The organism is Pseudodesulfovibrio hydrargyri, from assembly GCF_001874525.1.
Taxonomy (GTDB): domain Bacteria; phylum Desulfobacterota; class Desulfovibrionia; order Desulfovibrionales; family Desulfovibrionaceae; genus Pseudodesulfovibrio; species Pseudodesulfovibrio hydrargyri.
Map to the genome: position 1 here is coordinate 401,191 of NZ_LKAQ01000001.1, position 20,203 is coordinate 421,393.

At 64.6% G+C, this 20,203-nt stretch carries 18 protein-coding genes; 2 read left to right on the forward strand and 16 right to left on the reverse strand.

All coding sequences use genetic code 11. The annotated features are described in order from the left end of the window. Positions 1-14 precede the first annotated feature (14 nt). From BerOc1_RS01995 to BerOc1_RS02070, 16 genes are all read right to left on the reverse strand, one after another. Positions 15-920 (reverse strand): CdaR family protein, encoded by a 906-nt coding sequence (locus tag BerOc1_RS01995; protein ID WP_071544049.1) that lies wholly within the window; start codon positions 918-920, stop codon positions 15-17. Position 921: 1 nt separating this feature from the next. Next, positions 922-1,671 carry a diadenylate cyclase CdaA gene (gene cdaA / locus BerOc1_RS02000; protein ID WP_071544050.1) on the reverse strand — a complete coding sequence of 250 codons (750 nt, stop codon included), beginning with the start codon at positions 1,669-1,671 and terminating at the stop codon, positions 922-924. A 9-nt stretch (positions 1,672-1,680) separates the two neighbouring features. After that, positions 1,681-2,520: a dihydropteroate synthase gene (folP, locus tag BerOc1_RS02005; protein ID WP_071544051.1), complete on the reverse strand. Its 840-nt coding sequence runs from the start codon at positions 2,518-2,520 to the stop codon at positions 1,681-1,683. Between the two features lie 17 nt (positions 2,521-2,537). Next, positions 2,538-4,574 carry an ATP-dependent zinc metalloprotease FtsH gene (gene ftsH, locus BerOc1_RS02010; protein WP_071544052.1) on the reverse strand — a complete coding sequence of 679 codons (2,037 nt, stop codon included), beginning with the start codon at positions 4,572-4,574 and terminating at the stop codon, positions 2,538-2,540. A gap of 142 nt (positions 4,575-4,716) precedes the next feature. Then, the gene (gene argH / locus BerOc1_RS02015; protein ID WP_071544053.1) at positions 4,717-6,102 is read right to left on the reverse strand and encodes an argininosuccinate lyase; all 1,386 of its coding nucleotides are present in this window, start codon (positions 6,100-6,102) and stop codon (positions 4,717-4,719) included. A gap of 3 nt (positions 6,103-6,105) precedes the next feature. Next, entirely contained in the window at positions 6,106-7,338 is a 1,233-nt protein-coding gene (locus BerOc1_RS02020) for an argininosuccinate synthase (protein WP_071544054.1), read from the reverse strand. Positions 7,339-7,363: 25 nt separating this feature from the next. Beyond that, positions 7,364-8,263: an ornithine carbamoyltransferase gene (argF, locus tag BerOc1_RS02025; protein ID WP_071544055.1), complete on the reverse strand. Its 900-nt coding sequence runs from the start codon at positions 8,261-8,263 to the stop codon at positions 7,364-7,366. A 128-nt stretch (positions 8,264-8,391) separates the two neighbouring features. Further along, a complete protein-coding gene (locus BerOc1_RS02030) occupies positions 8,392-9,957 on the reverse strand; it encodes an AlbA family DNA-binding domain-containing protein (RefSeq protein WP_071544056.1) in 1,566 nt (521 codons plus the stop codon). A 2-nt stretch (positions 9,958-9,959) separates the two neighbouring features. Then, positions 9,960-10,466, reverse strand: coding sequence for an rRNA maturation RNase YbeY (gene ybeY, locus BerOc1_RS02035; RefSeq protein ID WP_071544057.1), 507 nt, complete (start codon positions 10,464-10,466; stop codon positions 9,960-9,962). Then, complete coding sequence (locus tag BerOc1_RS02040; protein WP_207503283.1) at positions 10,463-11,482, reverse strand: PhoH family protein; 1,020 nt, start codon at positions 11,480-11,482, stop codon at positions 10,463-10,465. Before BerOc1_RS02040 ends, ybeY begins: the two co-directional genes overlap by 4 nt. After that, the gene (locus BerOc1_RS02045) at positions 11,449-12,213 is read right to left on the reverse strand and encodes an ABC transporter permease (protein ID WP_071544058.1); all 765 of its coding nucleotides are present in this window, start codon (positions 12,211-12,213) and stop codon (positions 11,449-11,451) included. Before BerOc1_RS02045 ends, BerOc1_RS02040 begins: the two co-directional genes overlap by 34 nt. Beyond that, the gene (locus tag BerOc1_RS02050) at positions 12,207-12,941 is read right to left on the reverse strand and encodes an ABC transporter ATP-binding protein (protein ID WP_071544059.1); all 735 of its coding nucleotides are present in this window, start codon (positions 12,939-12,941) and stop codon (positions 12,207-12,209) included. The genes BerOc1_RS02045 and BerOc1_RS02050 overlap by 7 nt, the downstream gene beginning before the upstream one ends. Positions 12,942-12,944: 3 nt before the next feature. Further along, positions 12,945-13,871 (reverse strand): ABC transporter substrate-binding protein, encoded by a 927-nt coding sequence (locus tag BerOc1_RS02055; protein WP_071544060.1) that lies wholly within the window; start codon positions 13,869-13,871, stop codon positions 12,945-12,947. Between the two features lie 113 nt (positions 13,872-13,984). Then, positions 13,985-15,076 (reverse strand): SO_0444 family Cu/Zn efflux transporter, encoded by a 1,092-nt coding sequence (locus BerOc1_RS02060; protein WP_071544061.1) that lies wholly within the window; start codon positions 15,074-15,076, stop codon positions 13,985-13,987. 77 nt (positions 15,077-15,153) lie between these two features. Continuing rightward, positions 15,154-15,510, reverse strand: coding sequence for an ArsR/SmtB family transcription factor (locus BerOc1_RS02065; RefSeq protein ID WP_071544062.1), 357 nt, complete (start codon positions 15,508-15,510; stop codon positions 15,154-15,156). A 116-nt stretch (positions 15,511-15,626) separates the two neighbouring features. After that, positions 15,627-18,587 (reverse strand): NAD-glutamate dehydrogenase domain-containing protein, encoded by a 2,961-nt coding sequence (locus tag BerOc1_RS02070; RefSeq protein ID WP_071544063.1) that lies wholly within the window; start codon positions 18,585-18,587, stop codon positions 15,627-15,629. A gap of 214 nt (positions 18,588-18,801) precedes the next feature. Here BerOc1_RS02070 and BerOc1_RS02075 point away from each other — a divergent pair, with 214 nt between their 5' ends. Beyond that, on the forward strand, positions 18,802-19,746 hold the full coding sequence (locus BerOc1_RS02075; RefSeq protein ID WP_071544064.1) for a chemotaxis protein: 945 nt from the start codon (positions 18,802-18,804) through the stop codon (positions 19,744-19,746). After that, positions 19,743-20,144 carry an Hpt domain-containing protein gene (locus BerOc1_RS02080; protein ID WP_341349788.1) on the forward strand — a complete coding sequence of 134 codons (402 nt, stop codon included), beginning with the start codon at positions 19,743-19,745 and terminating at the stop codon, positions 20,142-20,144. Before BerOc1_RS02075 ends, BerOc1_RS02080 begins: the two co-directional genes overlap by 4 nt. Positions 20,145-20,203: the final 59 nt, after the last annotated feature.

Genomic DNA, 20,203 nt, shown 5'->3' on the forward strand with positions numbered 1-20,203 from the left:
CGCCCGGGCGGCGGCTAATTCTTCTTGAGGACGGCCGTGACCGTCTCGGGATTCTTCTTTTCGAGCCTGCACCCTTCGGGCAGGGTCACGTCGTAGTTCATCTCGAACTGCCCCTCGGTCATCTTGCCCCCGAAGGTCACCGAAGCCAGGATGGCCTTGCGGTACTCGTCGTCGTGGAACAGGAAGACCGGCCCTTCGATGAGCAGGCGGACGTAGCGTTGCTGGACCGAGACCTTGTACCCCTCGGGGTCCTGGTACTCGATGGGCACCTTGACCCATATTTCGCGGGTCTTGGGCGCGAAAAAGGCCTCCACGTTGACCTGACCGGGCAGGGCCTCGATCTCGTCCGGAACCTCCAGGGCCACGTCCTCGGCCCAGGACCGGGGGACGTCCTCGGGGAAGTCGCCCTTCAGGACCACGCGGGTCTTGGAAATCTTTCTGAGCAGGGTCTCGGGCCCCCGAATGGTGACCACGTCGGGCGAGGCCGTGACCTCCTGCAGCTTGTAGTCTGCATTGAGGTTGCCCGACCAGGCGGCCTCAACGGTGATCTTCTTGGAGATGCGCCGGTCCACGGTGAGCCGGAGCCGGTTTGGTTTGACCTCGATGATCTCGTAGGTCGAGGACAGCGGAATCTTGGCTGAATCGATGTCCACCACCTGCTCACCGACCTTGAGGTTGCTGACGTTGACCGGATAGGCAAGGTTCTGTGAGGAGAGGTTGCCGACCAGCCCCTTGGGGCCGCGCAGGCGGACCTGGATCTTGTCCACCAGACCGTCCTCGATGATCAGCCCCTCGGGCGGGTTGGTCATGACCACGGGCATGTCCACCCAGGTCTCGACCACCTCCCGGCCGGTGACCAGGAACCAGGTGAACACGGCCAGAGCGATGGACAACAGTATGGTTTGCCAGTTTCGCAGCATATCAGCGCCCCAGAGCGTTCTTGAGCACGCGCCGCAGGCGCGTCTCGTCCAGGCTGGTGGTCAGGCGGCCGTTCATGGCCACGGAGACTTCACCCCGCTCCTCGGAGACCACCACAGTGATGGCGTCCGATCCCTCGGAGATGCCCAGCGCCGCCCGGTGCCGGGTGCCGTACATGGGCTGTCCCCGAAGCTTGTTGGACAGGGGCAGGATGCAGGCCGCGGCCACGATGCGGTCGCGGCGAACGATGACCGCCCCGTCGTGCAAGGGGGTGTCGGAAAAGAAAATGGTCTCGATGAGTTCCTTGTTGACCTTGGCGTCCAGCTCTATGCCGCGCTCGATGATGTCGCCAAGCGGCATGTTCTTCTCGATGACGATGAGCGCCCCGGTGGAGGTGTGCGACATGGTCATGACCGCCTGGGTCAGCTGATCCAGGGTGTCGTCGCGCACGTCGGACTTGGTCCAAAAACGCTTGGTGCCCACCGAGGCGAGCGCCTTGCGGATGTCGGTCTTGAACAGGATGACCACCACCAGGAACAGGGAGGTCAGGAACTCGCCGAGCAACGCGTTCAGGGTGTAGAGATTAAACTTCTCGGCCACGTAGTAGACCACCAGCACGACCACCAGGCCGTAGAGAACGGCGGCGGCGCGGGTCCCCCGGACGAGCACGATGATGTTGTAGTAGATGAAGGCCACCAGCCCGATATCGAGCAGGACCCTCCAGGTGACTTGAATACCGAAAAGCTCAAACATGCGCTTTAACTACGCCAATTCCCGAGCTATGGTCAATGATTGTCGCGTTAATTGCACTTCGTGCACGCGGTGGATGGGCACGCCCTTGGCCGCGAGCACGGCCGTGGCCGCCTGGGTGGCGTTCCGTCGCTCACCGGATTCGGCCCCAAGCAGCCCTTTCCATATGGATTTGTTGGACAATCCCATATAAATGGGCAGGCCGAGCGCATAGAACCGCTCGATCTCGCGGAGGATGGTCAGATTGTGCTCCAGTTTCTTGCCGAACCCGATGCCCGGGTCCAGGACCACGCGATCCATGGGCAGCCCTGCCCGATCCAGGACGGAGAGGCGCTCCTCGAAAAAGGCCATGATCTCGCCGACCACGTCGTCGTAGCGCGGCTCGACCTGCATGGTCTCCGGGCGGCCCAGGGAGTGCATGAGCACGTAGCCGGGCTTGTACTCGGCGAGCACGTCCAGCAGTTCCGGCTCGAAGCGGAACCCGGACACGTCGTTGATGATGGCCGCCCCGGCCTCGAGGCAGCGGGCGGCCACCTTCGCCTTGTAGGTGTCCACGGAGATGACCGCGCAGGTCCGGGCCTCGATCAGCCCCTGAACCACCGGCAGGACGCGGGCCATCTCCTCGGCCTCGCCCACCGGGTCGCTGTACGGCCGGGTGGACTCGCCGCCGATGTCCAGGATGTGCGCGCCCTGCCGGGCCAGTTCCAGCCCATGGGCCACGCCCGACGCCGTGTCGGCGTGGGTCCCGCCGTCATAAAAGGAGTCCGGGGTCACGTTGACTATCCCGGCAATGAAGAAGGGGGCAGGTCCCAAGACCTTGCCCCCCTTAACTGTCCATGTCGTATCGTTCATGATGTGCCGCTTGCAGATTATTGAAGCTTGTTCTCGCCGCCGTCTCCGTCGTGCCCTTCTCCTTCGCCGTCGTCGAGGACGAAGTCGTCGCCGGTCTCGCCGCCGGATTCGCCGGGCTTCTCGCTCACGGGTTCATAGCCTGGGCCCGAATCCCTGGTGGCTCGGCCGTCGGCGGTGTAGCCCGCAGCCGTGCCCGAACCGGAGGAACCGGACTGGCCGGAACCGGAGTTGTTGTTCGGTTCCACGGGCGGCAGCTCCTTGCCTTCCATGAGCAGATCGATATCGTGGCCGGTGATGGTCTCGCGTTCCAGCAGGGCCATGGCGATGGCGTCGAGCAGCTCGCGGTTCTCCTTGACCAGGACGGTGGCCTTGTCGTGGGCCTCCTCCACGAACCGCCGGACCTCGGAGTCGATCAGCTTGGCCGTCTCCTCGCCGTAGTTCTTGTTGTGGATGAGTTCTCGGCCCAGGAAGACCTGCTCCTGGTTGTCGCCGAAGCTCATGGGACCGAGCTTGTCGGACATGCCCCACATGCAGACCATGTTGTGGGCGGTCTTGGTGGCCCGCTCGATGTCGTTGCTGGCGCCGGTGGTCAGCTGATTGAGCACGACCTCCTCGGCCACGCGGCCCCCCATGAGCACGGCCATGTTGTTGCGCAGGTATTCCTTGGAATAGTTGTGGCGATCCTCGCCGGGCAGCTGCATGGTCACGCCCAGCGCGCGCCCGCGGGGGATAATGGAGACCTTGTGCACCGGATCGGTGCCGGGAAGGAACTTGGCCACCAGGGCGTGGCCGCCCTCGTGGTAGGCCGTGGTCTTCTTGTCGTCCTCGGAGAGGATCATGGACCGGCGTTCGCGCCCGCCCATCATGACCTTGTCCTTGGCCTCCTCGAAATCGTTCATGTCCACCCGGTCCTTGCCCAGCTTGGCCGCGCCGAGCGCCGCCTCGTTGACCAGGTTCTCCAGGTCCGCGCCCGAGAAGCCGGGGGTGCCCCTGGCGATGATCTCCAGGTCCACGCTCGGGGCCAGCGGGGTCTTGCGGCTGTGTACCTTGAGAATGCGCTCGCGGCCGCGCAGGTCCGGATTGGGCACGACCACCTGGCGGTCGAAACGGCCGGGCCGCAGCAGGGCCGGATCGAGCACGTCCGGGCGGTTGGTGGCCGCCACCAAAATGACGCCCTCGTTGGACTCGAAGCCGTCCATCTCCACGAGCAGCTGGTTCAGGGTCTGCTCGCGCTCATCGTGCCCGCCGCCCAGGCCCGCGCCGCGCTGGCGGCCCACGGCGTCGATCTCGTCGATGAAGATCAGGCACGGGGCGTTCTTCTTGCCCTGGGCGAAGAGGTCGCGCACGCGGGACGCGCCCACGCCGACGAACATCTCCACAAAGTCCGAACCGGAAATGGAATAGAACGGCACGCCCGCCTCGCCGGCCACGGCCCGGGCCAGCAGGGTCTTACCGGTGCCGGGGCTGCCCACCAGGAGCACGCCCTTGGGGATGCGGCCGCCCAACCGGGTGAACTTGCGCGGTTCGCGCAGGAAGTCCACGACCTCGGAGAGCTCCTCCTTGGCCTCGTCCACGCCGGCCACGTCGTCAAAGGTGACCTTGGCGGTCTCCTCGTTGATCAGCCGGGCCTTGGACCGGCCAAAGCTCATGGCCCCGCGTCCGCCGCTGCCGCCTCCCTGCATCTGGCGCATGAAGAATATCCAGACGCCGATGAGCAGAATCATGGGGAACCAGGACAGAAGCAGGGTCAGGTACCACGGCGACTCGTCCGGCGGCTCGGCCTTGACCTCCACGCCCTTGCCGATGAGGGTCTCGATCATCTTCGGATCGTCCGGGGCGTAAGTCTGGAACGGCTCGCCGGAGGTCTTCATGCCGGTGATCTTCGGGCCCTGGATCTTGACCGAGTCCACGGCGCCGCTGTCCACCATGGACAGGAACTCGCTGTACGACGGCGTGTCCTTGGGCACGGGCGGCTGGTTGAAAAGGTTGAACAGGACAACCATCAGAATGAAGATGATCGCCCAGATGACAAGATTTTTCATATGATTGTTCAAAGGAGAGTCCTCCGTAAGGGTCAATTAACGGCCCGGGGGGCCCGCTTGACGTCGCGTTGACCGCGATTTCAGGAATCTAGAGTAATGCCGTTGGTTGAAAAATCAAGTGAATCGGCAAAAAAACTCGGATTACGGTCAGCCCCTACAGGGAACCGAGCCATCCCCTCAACGCCTTGATCTGGGCGGCCACCGATTCGGGGCCCGTTCCGCCGGGGGTAATCCGCCGCCGGATGGCCGCCGAGTAGTCGAGCACGGCGTAGACGTCCTCCCCGATCTCGCCGGAGAAACGCTTCAGTTCGTCCAGATCGAGATCCTCCAGGCCGACGCCCTTGCCCTCGGCATAGGCCACGGCAGCGCCGGTGATGTGGTGCGCCTCGCGGAAGGGCACGCCCTTGGCGGCCAGGTAGTCGGCCAGCTCGGTGGCGTTGAGGAAGCCGCGCTTGACGGTCGCGGCCATCTTTTCTGGCACGAACTCCATGAGCCGGAGCATGTCGGCCATGATGCCGAGCGACGCGGTGACTGTGCGGTCCGCGTCGAAGAACGGCTCCTTGTCCTCCTGCATGTCCCGGTTGTAGGTCATGGGCAGCCCCTTGATCAGGACGAGCAGGCCCATGAGCGAGCCGACCACGCGGCCGGTCTTGCCGCGCATGATCTCGCAGGCATCGGGATTCTTCTTCTGGGGCATGATCGAGGAGCCCGTGGCGTACTGGTCGGGCAGCTTGACGTAGCCGAAATTCGGATTGGCCCAGATGATCAGCTCCTCGCACATGCGCGACAGGTGGGCCATGACCAGGGAGCCCGCGAACACGGCTTCGAGCACGAAGTCGCGGTCGGACACGGCGTCCATGGAGTTGGCGAACGTCGCGGGCAGGCCGAGGTCGTCGGCCACGGCGCGCGGATCCACCGGATGGGTGGTCCCGGCCAGGGCCGCCGCGCCCAGCGGCATGACCCGGACCCGCTTCAGGGCGTCGGTCACGCGCTCATGGTCGCGCTTGAACATCTGGCAGTAGGCCAGCAGGTGCTGGCCCAGGGTCACGGGCTGGGCGGGCTGGAAATGGGTGCAGCCGGGCAGCATGGTGTTTTTGTGCTCCTCGGCGCGGTCCACGAAGACCGTGACGACCGAGGCCAGGTACTCCTGCCAGGCGGCCAGCCGGGCGGCCACGTGCAGGCGGAAGTCCAGAGCCACCTGGTCGTTGCGGCTGCGCGCGGTGTGCAGCTTGCCGCCCAACGGTCCGATGATCTCGGTCAGCCGGGACTCGACGTTCATGTGCACGTCTTCCATCTCGGTCTTCCAGACGAACGCGCCGGACTCGATCTCGGATTTGACCTTGTCCAGCCCGTCGCAGATGGCCCGGGCCTCGTCATCGGTCAGAAAGCCCTGCCTGGCCAGCATCCGGGCATGAGCCTGGGAACCGCGTATATCCTCGGCGTAGAGGAGCCGGTCAAAGGACACGGACTCGGAAAACGCCTCCATGGACGCGGCGGTCCCTTGCGCGAACCGCCCGCCCCACATCTTCTTGTCTGCCATGGCTTACTCGCAGGAGTCTTCGGTCTCTTTCCCGCCCCACTTGGACTGCTGCATGCGGCCCTTCAGGCGCAAACCCACCAGCTTGATGAACCCGGCGGCGTCGGCCTGGTCGTACACGTAGTCCTCCTCGAAGGTGGCCAGCTCGGAGTTGTAGAGCGAGAACGGGGACTTGCGGCCCAGCGGCACGCAGTTGCCCTTGTACAGCTTGACCCGCACGGTGCCGGTGACCTTTTCCTGGGACTTGTCGATCATGGCCTGCAGGGCCTCACGCTCGGGCGAGAACCAGTAACCATAATACACCATTTCGGCGTATTTGGGAATGAGGGAGTCGCGCAGGTGCATCATCTCGCGATCCATGCACAGCCCTTCCAGGTCGCGGTGGGCGGCGGCCAGGATGGTCCCGCCCGGGGTCTCGTACACGCCGCGCGACTTCATGCCCACGAAGCGGTTCTCGACCATGTCCACCCGGCCGATGCCGTGCCTGCCGCCCAGCTCGTTGAGCTTGGCCAGCAGGGCCGCCGGGGAGTACTTCACGGAGTTGATGGCGATGGGGTCGCCGGCCTCGAAGTCGATGGTGATCTCCTCGGGCTGGTCCGGGCACTTCTCGGGCGGGGTGATGTTGCGGTAGCAGTCCGGGCCCGGGGAGTTCCACGGGTCCTCCAGCTCGCCACCCTCGAACGAGGTGTGGAGCAGGTTGGCGTCGATGGACCACGGCTTCTTGCGGCTGACCGGGATGGGAATCTCGTTTTCCTGGGCGAAATTGATCAGGTCGGTGCGGGACTTGAGCTCCCACTCGCGCCACGGGGCGATGGTCGTCAGCCGTGGGTTGAGGGCCATGGTGGCCAGTTCGAAGCGGACCTGATCGTTGCCCTTGCCGGTGGCGCCATGGGCCACGGCCTGGGCGCCCTCCATCTCGGCTATCTCGACCATGCGCTTGGAGATCAGCGGCCGGGCGATGGCCGTGCCCAACAGATAGCGGCCCTCGTACAGGGCGTTGGCCCGGAACATGGGGAAGACGTAGTCGCGCACGAACTCCTCGCGCAGGTCCTCGACGTAGGCCTTGACCGCGCCGGTCTTGAGCGCCTTGGCCTCGATGCCGTCCATCTCCTCGCCCTGGCCGAGATCGGCGGTCATGCAGATCACGTCGCAGTCGTAGTTGTTCTTCAGCCACTTGAGAATGATGGAGGTATCCAGCCCGCCCGAGTAGGCAAGCACGACCTTATCTATTTTCTGCATTGTATATTCCTCGTACTCGATCGAATTATTTAAAGATCCACTCAAGAATCGCCTTTTGCGCGTGGAGCCGGTTCTCGGCCTGGTCCCAGACGATGGAGGCCGGGGATTCGAAGACCCCCTCGGAGACCTCCTCGCCGCGATGGGCGGGCAGGCAGTGCATGAAGCCCGCGTTCGGCGCGGCCAGGCCCATGAGGGACTCGTCCACCATGTAGCCGGCAAAGGCGGCCTCGCGCTTCTTCTGCTCCTCTTCCTGGCCCATGGACGCCCACACGTCGGTGTTGACGTAGTCGGCCCCGGCCACGGCGACCTTGGGGTCGTCGGTCAGGGTGATCCTGGCGCCGAGGCTGACGGCCTTGTCCAGGATGGCCGTGTCGGGCCTGTACCCCTCGGGACAGGCCAGGCGCAGTTCATAGCCGAAGGCGGCCGAGCCGTTGATGAAGGAGTGGGCCATGTTGTTGCCGTCGCCGACCCAGGCCACCTTGACCTTTTCCAGGTCCGGGGTGCGCTCGTACATGGTCAGGACGTCGGCCATGACCTGGCACGGGTGGTATTCGTCGGTCAGGGCATTGACCACCGGGATGTCGCCGTAATCGACCAGGGTTTCCAGTTTCTCCTGGCCGAAGGTTCGCACGATGACCCCGTCAGCGTATCGCGACAGGACACGGGCGGTGTCCTTGAGCGGTTCGCTGCGCCCCAGCTGGGAATCGCGGGCGGCGATGAACACCGGGTCCCCGCCCAACTGGCGCACGCCCACCTCGAAGGACACGCGGGTCCGGGTGGACGCTTTTTCGAAAATCAGCAGCAGGGTCTTGCCGTCCAGGAGATCGGTGCGGACCTTGCCGTCCTTCATCTCCTTGGCGCGCAGGACGACCTGCTTCACTTCATCCTTGGGGATGTCCAGAATGGTCAAAAAATGTTTGGGCATCGTACGTTTACTCCATCATCGATTACCATGATATCAGGAAAGAGATGGAGTTTGGCCCATATTAATATGAATGTAAAGGAATTTGGCCGCCGGAAGCCGGGAACCCAAGGCGGGCCGAGGCCGCGCGGCTACTGGTGCTTGCGCAGCCAGTCGTGGAACTGCTTGAGCGTCAGGCAGCGGCTGGCCGGTCCGCTGCGCACGTAGAACTCCTCGCCCTTGGCCGCGTCCAGGATGGCCGGGGCCGGGGCCGGGACGCAATGCACGCGCAGGACCCGCTTTTCGCCCACCTCGATGACCCGGCTGTCGATGTAGCGCGAGAACTCGGTGCCGATGTGCCGGTCCACCAGGTTGTTGAAGTGCAGCAAGGCCTTGTCGTCGCTCTCGAAATGGTCCTCGTCGAAGCCGGTCACGGTGCCGTCGTCGGCCACGCCGATGAGCAGGGTTCCGCCCTCGGTGTTGAGGAAGGCGGACACGGTCTTGAGACAGGCGTGCTCGATCTCCTTGCCGTTCTTGCCGGACTTGAGATTGAAGCGCAGGGTCTGCTTGAACTCCAGCCTGCCCCCCTCCCCCGCCCGGACCAAGTCGATGACGTCGCCCGCGGTGATCGCGGCCTCGCGGCGCAGGCCCAGGGATTCGATGCGGCCCCGGTTGCGGTGCAGGACAAAGAGCACGCCGAAGGCCATGAGGATGAGGACCACGGCCCCGGCCTGCAGGAAGGAGTCGCTGGTCAGGGCGGACAGGACGTTCTTGCGCGGCACGGCCACGCCCAGGGACAGGGTGTCGCCGAAGATGGACAGGGGCATGGCCCAGGTCCACCATGTCTCGCCGCCCGAGACGAAGGAGAACGGCTTGTCCGGGGTCCCGGCCTCCAGGGCGGCCAGTCCGGACACGGCCTTGCGCACCACCGGGTCGGGCAGCTTGTCCGGGGTCAGGGCCTGTCCGGCCAGGTCCGGGCCCACGTCCTCGCCGAGCCCGCCGACGGGCATGGCCCGGCCATCGCCCCAATAGAGGAAAATCCGCTCCGCCCCGCCGTGCTCGGCCTCGCTGAGCTGGGACAGGATAACCTCGGCCGGGAAGGCGAAGGAGAGCATCAGCCGCTGGCCCGAATCGGAATCCACCAGGGAGGAGGCCGTGATCCAGGCCACCTTGACGTGGTGGAACCGGCCCGCGCTGCGCCAATTGACCTGACCCGGTTCCAAGTGGCTGAATTCATTAGACAAAGAACGGTCAACCTCGCCCAGGTCCAGGGCCCAGCCGGTGAACGGCTGGTCGCTGGGCTTGCCGTCCTTGAGCAGCTCCCATTTCAGGACCGTGTGCATCTCGTCGGGCACGGCTTCGACCATGCCGCCGAAGCGCCGGGTGAGCATGTAGCGCATCCCCTGCCCGTCGCTGACCAGGATCGCCTCGAGGTTCTGGTGCTCCTTGAGCACCGCGCCGAACTCCTTGCGCAAAGCGGCGGGTTCAAGGCTCTTGAGCAGCCCCTGGCCCATCTCCTGGTTGGAGTTGCGCACCGCGTTGAGAAGCACGGTCACCGCGCCGGACAGCCCGCGCGCCGAACTCTCCACGGCCACCACGGCCGCGTCTCTGCGGATCTCGCGCACGCCCGTGTAGACCAGCGCACCCATGGCCGCCACCGCGAAAATAACGCCGTAAAACAACAACTTGTACAGCTGCTTGCCCTTGATGCCGCGCATGCCTACCCCGCCGCCTCCGCGTATTCGTCCAGAACCCGGTCCACGGCCGCGTCGGTCATGTCGAACATGATCTCGCCGTGGTCGAATCCGGCCAGGTGCAGCAGGCCGTGGGCCAGCAACCGGGCCAGGTGCTCCAGAGGGGCCTGGCCGTACAGGTCGGTCTCCCGCGCCAGGGCGTCCACGGACAGGGCCAGCTCGCCGAGAAAGGCCTGGTCGCCGGGCTCGCCGACCTCCCCGCCCGGGCCGTCGGCGTCTTCGGCGTAATCCGCTTCGTCGGCGTCGCGGGCCGGAAAGCTGAGGATGTTGGTCGGGCCGGTGCAGCCCAGAAATTCGCTGTTGAGCCGGGCGATCTCACGGTCGTCCACCAGCTTGAGCTCGAAGGTGCGGCCCTCAAGGCCCAGTGCCTCGAGCAGGATAGCGGCCAGCCTCCCGAGCTCGGACCGGGACAGGGGAAACCTCGGGTCGAGCCGGGTCTCCCGGATGATCTCCACCGGGCCGCTCACGCTCATTGCCCGTTGCCCTCGTGGGCGTCGTAGGCCCGGACTATGCGCCCGACCAGCGGGTGGCGGATCACGTCTTTCTCGTCGAAGGTGATGAATTTCACGCCCTTGACCCCGTCGAGGATGTGCCGGGCCTGGAGCAGGCCGGACTTGGCGTGGACCGGCAGGTCGATCTGGGTGACGTCGCCGGTGACCACGGCCTTTGAGCCGAAGCCGAGCCGGGTCAGGAACATCTTCATCTGCTCGGGCGTGGTGTTCTGGGCCTCGTCCAGGATGATGAAGGCGTCGTTCAGGGTGCGCCCGCGCATGAAGGCCAGCGGGGCCACCTCGATGACCCCGGACTCCTGGTAGTCCTGGACCTTGGCGAAATCGAGCATGTCGTGCAGGGCGTCGTAGAGCGGGCGCAGGTACGGGTTGATCTTCTCGGCCAGGTCGCCGGGCAGGAAACCGAGCTTCTCGCCCGCCTCCACGGCCGGGCGGGTCAGGACGATGCGCTTGACCTCGCGGCGGGTCAGCGCGCCCACGGCCATGGCCACGGCCAGGTAGGTCTTGCCCGTGCCCGCCGGGCCGATGCCGAAGGTCATGTCCGACTCGCGGATGGCGTCGAGATATTCCCGTTGGTTCAGCGACTTGGGTGACACGGTCCGCTTGCCCGAGGTGGCGTAGACGTCGCCCTTGAAGACCTCGCACACGTCGGCCGAGGGCTGGCGCTCGAGGATGCGGCAGGCAAAGTCCACGTCCTGCGGATACACGGACTTGCCGCGCCGGATCATGGCGTAGAGCTGGGTCAGGACCTGGGCGGCCAGGTCGCCCTTGTCCTCCTCCCCATCCTGAGAGTGGATGACCAGGGTGTTGCCCCGGCTCTCTATGCGCACGCCGATGCGCTCGCCCAGAAGTTTCAGATGCTGGCCGTGGGGGCCGAAAAGCTGGCTGGCCATGTGGCCGTCGTCGAATTCAAGCTTGGTGACGGGCAGAACGATTTCCTCCGAAATTAATCCTTGGCGCGCAAAAACATCCACTTGCATGCCTTGCGTTCCAGGATATTGGCCACCTCGTACAGGGCCGCGCCCATGATGGACATGCCGAGGATGCCGGAGAACATGGTCAGGTAGTCCATGGCTCCCCAGGCGTCCATGATCATATAGCCCAGGCCCCTGGTGGTGGCAAAGGATTCAACGAAAAAAAGAACGGCCACGGACACGCCGGTGCCCAGGCGCAGGGCCGTGAACCCGTGCGGCAGGGCCGCCGGGAGCAGGACCTCGCGCAGGACGTCCATGTTCGAACCGCCCAGGGAGCGGACCGAATCGAAATACTTGGGATGGATGGAGCGCACCCCGTCGCGGGTGGTGACCAGGATCTGGTAGCCGAGGATCAGCGCGATCATGGCGATCTTGGAGGTGTCGCCCAACCCGAGCAAGAGCAGGAACACGGGCAGGAGCACGATCTTGGGCACCGGATAGGTCAGGAAGACGAACGGAGCCAGAATGTCGTCCACCCGCCTGACGCTGCCCATGACCAGGCCCAGCGGAAAGGCCGTGATCCAGGCCAGCCCCATGGCGGTCACCGAGCGGTACAGGCTGACCCCGAAGTGCTCCCAGAAGATGCGCGTGGACATGGCCCTGAGCAACGCCGCCAGGGCGTCCTCGGGATCGGGCAGGATGACTCCGCCCAGTGCCGCGGCGGTCAGCTTCCAGAGCACGCCCACCACCAGGACGACCAGGCCGTAGCGCAAGATGGCGTTGACCGGCCTCACCACTGGGCCTCCACGGTATGGCGCAACTCCTTGAGCAGGGCGAAGCACGCCTCGGTGTCGCGGATGCGCGCGTCGCCGAAGCCGGGGTTGTCGAACACGGCCACGGGCCGGGCCGGACGCGCGGACATGACCATGATCCGCTGGCCGAGCATGACCGCCTCCTCGAGGGAGTGCGTGACCAGTACGTACGGCACTTGGCGCGCCTGCCAGGCCGTGAGCAGGGCCAGTTGCAGCCGCTCGCGGGTCAGGGCGTCCAAAGAGGAAAAGGGTTCGTCCAGCAGGGTCAGCCGGGGCCGGGTGACGAAGGCGCGGGCGATGGCCACCCGCTGCTGCTCCCCGCCCGAAAGATTGGCCGGATACTCGTTGTCGCGCCCGGTGATGCCGACATCGGCCAGTTGGGCGCGCGCCCGCTCAAGCCGTTCCCTGCGGCCCACGCCCTGGATCTTGAGGCCGAGGGCCACGTTGTCGATGATCGTGCGCCAGGGCAGCAGCCCGTAGTCCTGGAGAATGATGGAGATGTCCGAGGTGGGGCCCGAGATCGGACCGCCGTCGAGCAGGGCCCGCCCGCTGTCGGGCGCGGCCAGGCCGCTCAGCAGGTAGAGCAGGGTCGTCTTGCCGCAGCCCGACGGGCCGACCACGGCCAGGGTCTCCCCCTGCTCCAGGGTGAAGGAAACGTCCTGGATGACGGTTTTGCCGTCATAGGACTTGCCCAGGTTCTCGGCGGTCAGCATGGGCTAGTCACGCGCGGGCGGCAGGGCCGAAGCGTCGGGCACTCGTTCCTTGAGCAATCCCTTGGCGATCATCCAGTCCTGGACCTCGTTCAGTTCCGCGACGGCGGGCAGCGCGGGCGCGGGGAAGGGGTAGATCGGAAACCGGGAGACGAGCGGCTTGGGGATGCGGCAGGTCTCGGCCATGAGCGGGCGGTACTTTTCCGGGTTCTCGGCCAGCCGTTGGACCGCCTCGGTGTAGGCGGCCAGGAACTTGGCATAGGCCGCGCCGTTGCCTTCGAAATAGCGTTTGTGCAGACAGAGCACGGTCAACGGCAGGTTCAGATCCTCGGCCGTGGCCAGGACGTTGCCGCCCTTGAGCCGGGCCAGGGAGAGCAGCGGTTCGGGAAGCAGCGCCGAGTCCACCTGGTCGGTCAGGAGCATCTGCAGCCGGATGGGCATTTTCTTGACCTCAAGCTGCTCGAAATAATTTGGCTTCACCCCGAGATGGCCCTCCAGCTTGTCGGCCAGGAACTCCATGACCGTGGACTTGGACAGGGCCAGGGTGTGCCCCTGCATGTCGGCCAGGTTTTGGTCCCGGTTGGCGGGCGCAAGCGCGATGCCGAACATGGGGTAGCCCGGCGTGGTCCGCCAGGAGGTCAGGGCGATGTGCATGGGCACGCCCCGATCCAGGAGCAGATAAGTGGCCACCAGGTCGCCGAAATAACCGTCGATCTGGCCGGTCTGCATGGCCGTGTCGCGCTCCAGCGCGGACATGAACCGGACCAGGATCACGTCCAGTCCTTGCTCGGCGAACAACCCTTCCCTTTCGGCCACCTGCAGCGGCAGGGTGTCGATGACCGGCAGGATACCGAAGCGGATCTTGGTGTTTTCCGCGCGGGCCGTGGTGCCCAGGGCAAGGATCACGGCCAGGGCGAGCAGGATTTTCTTCATTCCGATTCCCCTTGGATTTGCTGGCGGGCTTTTAGCATGATGCGCCGAGAAAAGAAAGACGCGACAGCCCCTTGCCGCCGCGTCCGGAAAGAGGGAAACGGTCGGTTCCGACCTCAGCCCCCGTGGGAATGGGAGTGGGATTCGCCGGAGAAAAATCCGCCCAGGAAACTCTTGGCCACCAGAATGAGCGTCAGCACGGCGGCGGCCACGCCCACCCAGTGGGGCAGCAGCTCGCCCACGTCCGAGATGGTCGCGCGGACGTCCAGGCCGAGCGCCGAATAGAGGTGATCCGTGGCCCAGGCCAGGGCCAGGGAGCAGACCATGATGGAGGCCACGTAGAGCCCTGCGGCCCGCTTGCCCAGGGTCTTGAGCATGACTGTGATGGTCGCGCCGTTGGTGGCCGGTCCGGCCAGAAGGAAGACCAGGGCCGCGCCGGGCGAGAGCCCCTTGAGCAGGAGCGAGGCCGCTATGGGCGTGGAAGCCGTGGCGCAGACGTACAGCGGCAGGGCCACCACCAGCATGGCCACGTAGGAGAACAGGCCGGTGCCCACCCAGCGGTCCAGGGCGTCCGCAGGGATGGCCGCCGAAATGATCCCGGCGATGAGCACGCCCACCAGGAGCCAGCGGCCGATGTCCTCGATCATCTCGCCGAAGGCGTAACGCATGCCAGCCCCGAACCGCCCTTTGAAGGTGGGGGGCGGAGGAGCGGCGCAGGAGCCGCCGCATCCGCAGCCGGTGCAACCGGCGGAGCTTTGGGACAACCCGGCCATGGGCAGGGGTTCGGCCTTGTCGTCAGGGAAGGCGTTGATGAGCACCCCGGCGAAGACCGCCGTGATGGACGCGGCCACGGGCCGGATGACGGTCATGATCGGGTCGATGAGCGCGTAGGTCACGGCCATGGAGTCCACCCCGGTCTCGGGGGTGGAGATCATGAAGGCAGTGGTCGCCCCCTTGCTGGCCCCCTGCCTGCGCAACCCGAGGGCCGCAGGCAGTACGCCGCAGGAGCACAAGGGCAGCGGCACGCCGATGACCGCGGCCTTGAGCACCGCACTTAAGGACTTGCCGCCCAGATGCCGGGCCATGAACGAATCGGGCACGAATCCCTTGAGCAGGCCGGCCACGAAGAAACCGAAGAGCACGTACGGTGCGGCCTCCACCAACACGTGCCAGGACTCGACCAGGACATTGACGATGATATCAACCATGTAAAAACCTACAAAGACGTTTTAGTCACAAATGAATACCTATTCATAATACTGGGCAAAAAAAAGGAGGAGGCGGGCTACGCCTCTTCCTTGATGTGATCCAGTCCCTGGGAGACCAGGTTGCGCACGTGGTCGTCGTCCAGGGAGTAAAAGACATTCTTGCCCTCCTTGCGGTAGCGCACCAGCTTGGCGGCGCGCAGCAGCCTCAGCTGGTGGGAGATGGCCGACTGGGACATGTCCAGGACCTCGGCCAGGGCGCAGACGCAGAGCTCGCCTATGGACAGGGCGAACAGGATGCGCACGCGAGTGTAATCCCCCAGCGCCTTGAATAATTCGGCCAGGAACAGGAATTCCCGTTCGGAGAGCATGGCTTCCCGGGCGGCGGCAACGTTTTTGACATGCTGCTCGGTATCACTACAGGCAATGTTCGACATTTCTTCCCTCACATGAATAATCACTCATTTGTTATAATGGTACGGTCATACCTCCTGTTTGTCAAGCCCGGCCCCCGCGCGGGGACTGTCGGGTGTGGCGTCGCCGTGCCCCCGGCTCACCCCAGCCCGAGCCGGTCCAGGGTCAGAAGCTTGCGGCCCGAAAAATCCAGGATGCGGTCGATGAGTTCGGCGTGGGCCAGGCCCGCGCCGCGCACCTCGGCCACAAGCCCGGCCACGACCTTCTCCTGTTCGAGGTAGCCGAAGACCACCTCGCGCACGGCGCGCAGGGAGACCAGCCGGTCGGCCCACCCCATGCCCTCCTGATAGAGCATCCTGGCCGAGATGAACGAGGCCAGCAGCGCCAGCTGATGGGGACGCGGCAGGTCGTTCACGATGCGGTCGCGGTAGTGCTCGACCAGCACGGCCGGGCAATAGGCCAGCAGGACCTCGACCAGCGTCGGATCGTCGGCCACCCGGTCCACGGACTCCATGAGCACGGCGTCCACCTTGTCGGCCAGGGCGTTGATGGACTCGGACACGGCATAGGAGAGTTCGGTGATGGTCCGCCGCCCCCCGGCCAGCTTGTACTCGCGCATGAGCAGGCGCGCCTCGGACCGGGCCCGCAGCCTGAGGATGTCCAGGAGCTGGGCGATGTACTCGTCCTTGATGCCCAGAAACTCCTCTTCGCTCAGGATCAACCCGGCCAGGATTTCATAGGACGAGCAGATCACGCCGGTCTTGTTGGCCGACGGGCCGGGCACCACCGGCACCCCGGCCTTTTCGAGCTGGACGCGGGCGTCGGCGGAGATGAAGATGTTCGCCCCCTCGACGATCCCCCGGGCCGAAGGCGTGCCGTCCTTTTGCAGGAATTCCTTCCAGTTGGACATGTTTATCGTGTCCGGCCTGCCGCCGGACGGAATGAAGATGTCGGCGACCACCGTGTTGTGCAGGGAGTTGCGGATGCGCGTCCCCTTGGGGTCGGCCGAGGTCACCGCGAAGGCACCCTTCCCCCTGAGCCGGGACGTGTCGAAATCCGAGGTCCGCAGGTCGTTGTCCATGAGCCGGAGCAATTCGCCGTGGTCCATGCCGTCCGGGTCGTGGACCGCGCCGTGGCCGTCGGACATGGCCAGTATTTTGGCGTTGCCGCCATACTCGCGAATAAGGATGCGCATAACGTTGGAGGCCACATCCCCGGCCGGGCCGCCGGTCAGCTTGACCGTGAACGGCTCGTTGCGCGGGTCGATGCCCAGCGTGCGCAAAAGTTCCTCGGCAAAGACAATGACCCCTTCGGAGGTCACGCCGTACTTCTTGTGGGCGATGCCCGCGCCGGGTTTGGAACTCATGAAGGCGCTGGGCCACTTGTAGCCGCGCCGGGCGGCCCGGTCCGCCATCCACTGGATGTGCGCCGGGGTGATGTTCTCGTCCGGGCCCAGGAAAATGATCTCCTCGCGGTTCAGGTAGTCCACGATGCCGGGCTGGACGAACCCCGCGCTCCCCTCCGGCACGACCAGCAGGTCCAGGAAGGAGTCGACCATGGACTTGAGGGCCAGGTCGATGTCCCCTTCCGGGCCGAGCAGGATGACGGCCTTGGATCCGCCCTCGGGGATGTCCTTGTTCTTGAACTGCTGGGCCCGGGCCAACTTGGTGACCTCGTCGAGCAGCCGGTTGGACTCCACCTCGAACTGCTCCTGGCTCCAGGTCCGGACCACGCGCACGCCGCCGCGCGCCATGTCGCGGTAGCGCACCTGGAAGGCCCAGCTGTACGGGCCGTGGAAACAATACACCCCAAAGGGCCGTTCCTTGCGCGGCAGCGGAGCCAGGATGAGCGGGTCGAGCCGGAAACTCAGCCCGAGCTTGTGTTCCAGGTAATAGTTGGTCCGCAGGGTGTAGCGGAAAAATTTGTATATGTAGGTCAAGATGTCGCGGTGGATGGCGTTGTCCACGTCCCGGATGGCCGCGCGGACGCGATCACGCTGCTCGCGCAAGGTCTTGGGCCGGTCGCCGGAGAAGGCCGGGTTGAAGCGCACATCGAAGTATTCCATAAGCAGTCCGGCCACGTCCCGGTGCCTGAGAATGGCGTAGACGATGCGCGAGGAGGTGTAGGCGTGCAGGTCCTTGCGGATCAGGAACTGATGGGCGAACTCGCCCGCGGCCTGCATGAGCATGACCTGGCCCAGCTCCCAGCCGTCCTCGTAGGCCAGGGCGTCCAGGCCGTGGGGCGCGAACCACTTGCACATCTCGAGCTGCCGCTTGAGCCGTTGCCATTGCGGGCCGTTTTCATCCAGGTCCACACGCCGGTGGTCGAGGTAGAAACTCATGATGGAGATGGCGGGCAGGCCGGGACGTTCGAACTCGTCGGCATAGGCCCGATCCACGGGAACGCCCTGCCGGGCGATGACGTTGACCACAGTGTGCAGCAACCCCTTCTTGGGCGGCTGGGCCATGGCGATGCCGATGCGGTCGAAGCCGGGATGGACGTTCTTTTCGAGCTGCACCTGGACCCGCTCCTCGTTCTCCAGGCAGCCGCAGGTCTTGAAATGGCGGATGGCCCGGCCCGGCTCGAACTTCTCGATGTAGTCCTCGCTGGCCCAGCCCAGGAACCGCTCGAACCCGTTCAGGTCGCCGGGATCGAGGTCCATCTCCCCGGCGCGGGCCCTTTCCAGGACCTCGCGCACGCCCGCGTGGTCCGCCGCGCACAGCGGCTGCGGGCCGATGACGAAGGTGTCCAGCCGGATGGTGTCGTCGCGGCTGGAATAGATGCGCGCGTGCTGGATGTCCTTGTCGCGGTACTGCTTGAGCACCCACCCCAGGGTGTCCATGTCCCCGTTCGGGGAGATGTGCGTCACCCTGGACCCGCACGGACTGTGCAGGGCGATAGACTGTTTCTCCTCGCGGACCATGCCGGAGATGAGCGCCATCAGGTGCTTGATCTGCTCGTCCTCGCCGTGGGTCTGGAAGTAGTATTCCGGCATGTTGCCGTAAAACCATGGAACCAGGGGTGTCGCCGATTCTTCCAGGGTCTTGAGGAGCTTTTCCCGAATCTTGGCCGGATCAACCGGCGAATTCCCGTCTATCATGCGTCTCCCTTCCTTTTGGGTAACTTTTCCACGTGTCTCCCTTGTGCATGGACGAAGCCACCGCGTCAACCCCATGAAAACGCAGCGACCATCGTGGCGAGGCGTTATAAATGTCTTACTTATCAATCTAATGGCGTGGACATAAAAAGTGTGACAGCGTATGTAATACGGGTATGGGCACCCAGGAAAGAAAATCCGATAAGGGAGTAGGGATATGAGCAAGAGCGCCATCGATACCGGGATCCTCCTGGAGACGGGAACCAACGAACTCGAAATACTCGAGTTCTACATCAACGAGATCCGCGAAGAAGGGAAGGAACCCGTTCCCAACTTTTTCGGCATCAACGTGGCCAAGGTCATGCAGGTCATCGAGACCCCCAACCTCGAACCGCCCGAGTCGGCGCCTCATCCCTCGTTCATGGGGACCATCCCCCTGCGCGACCTCATCCTCCCGGTGCTGGACCTGTCCGTCTGGCTCGAGCTGGACATGCCCAAGACCGAGCGGGACATCGTCATCGTCACCGAGTTCAGCAAATCCGTGACCGGCTTCCTGGTCTCGGGCGTGACCGAGATCCACCGCGTGGGCTGGGGCGAGGTCATCCCGCCGTCGAGCATCATCTCCACCAACACGGACGCCATCGTCGGCCTCATCGACAAGGGCGACTACTTCGTCCAGCTCCTGGACCTGGAGACCATTCTCTCCCAGTTCGAGCCCGACGACGGCTTGGAGATGGCCGTGTCCGCCAACGAATACAAGATTCTGGTGGCCGACGACTCGGCCACCATCCGGGCCATGATCAAGGCCAACCTGACCGAGGCCAACCTCAAGCCGATCATCACCAACAACGGCGACGAGGCCCTGCGCACGGTCATGGAGTTCAAGAACAAGGCCGAGGCCGAGGGCAAGGACATCACCGAGTACCTGGACCTGGTCATTTCCGACATCGAGATGCCGCTCATGGACGGATTCAGCCTGACCAAGAACATTAAACAGGATCCGGTATTGCGAAAGCTTCCGGTCATACTGTACTCTTCCATCATAACGAACGAACTGCGGCACAAGGGCGAGTCGGTGGGCGCGGACATGCAGATATCCAAGCCCGACCTGCACACCATCCCGCAGGTGGCGCTTGAACTCATCGAAGGTGGTGCGGATTGATCCAGCGTGGGGACGAAGTCCTCGAAGTATTTCTCGAAGAGACAACTGACCGGCTCGATTCCATCGAGTCGGGTCTGTTGCGTTTGGAGAACTGCGGCGGCGACTGCGAGCCCGAAACCATCAACTCCATCTTCCGCGACGCCCACTCGGTCAAGGCGGGGTCCAACCTGCTCAAGCTGGTCACCGTCGAGGACCTGGCTCACAAGTTGGAAAACGTTTTCGAGATGATCCGCAAGAAGGAAATCGCCCCTTCGGAAATCATCATCACCGCCTGCCTCGAGTCCGTGGACAAGCTCCGCGAACTGATCGAGAACATCGAGCGCAGCGACGCCATCTCCACCCGGCTGCACAAGCACATGCTTGAAGTGGCCGTCCAGAAGACTCTCCAGGGCAAATAGGGACATCGAACAAAAAAGCGGCCGCGCCCCATGGGGCGCGGCCGCTTTTTTTCGTGACG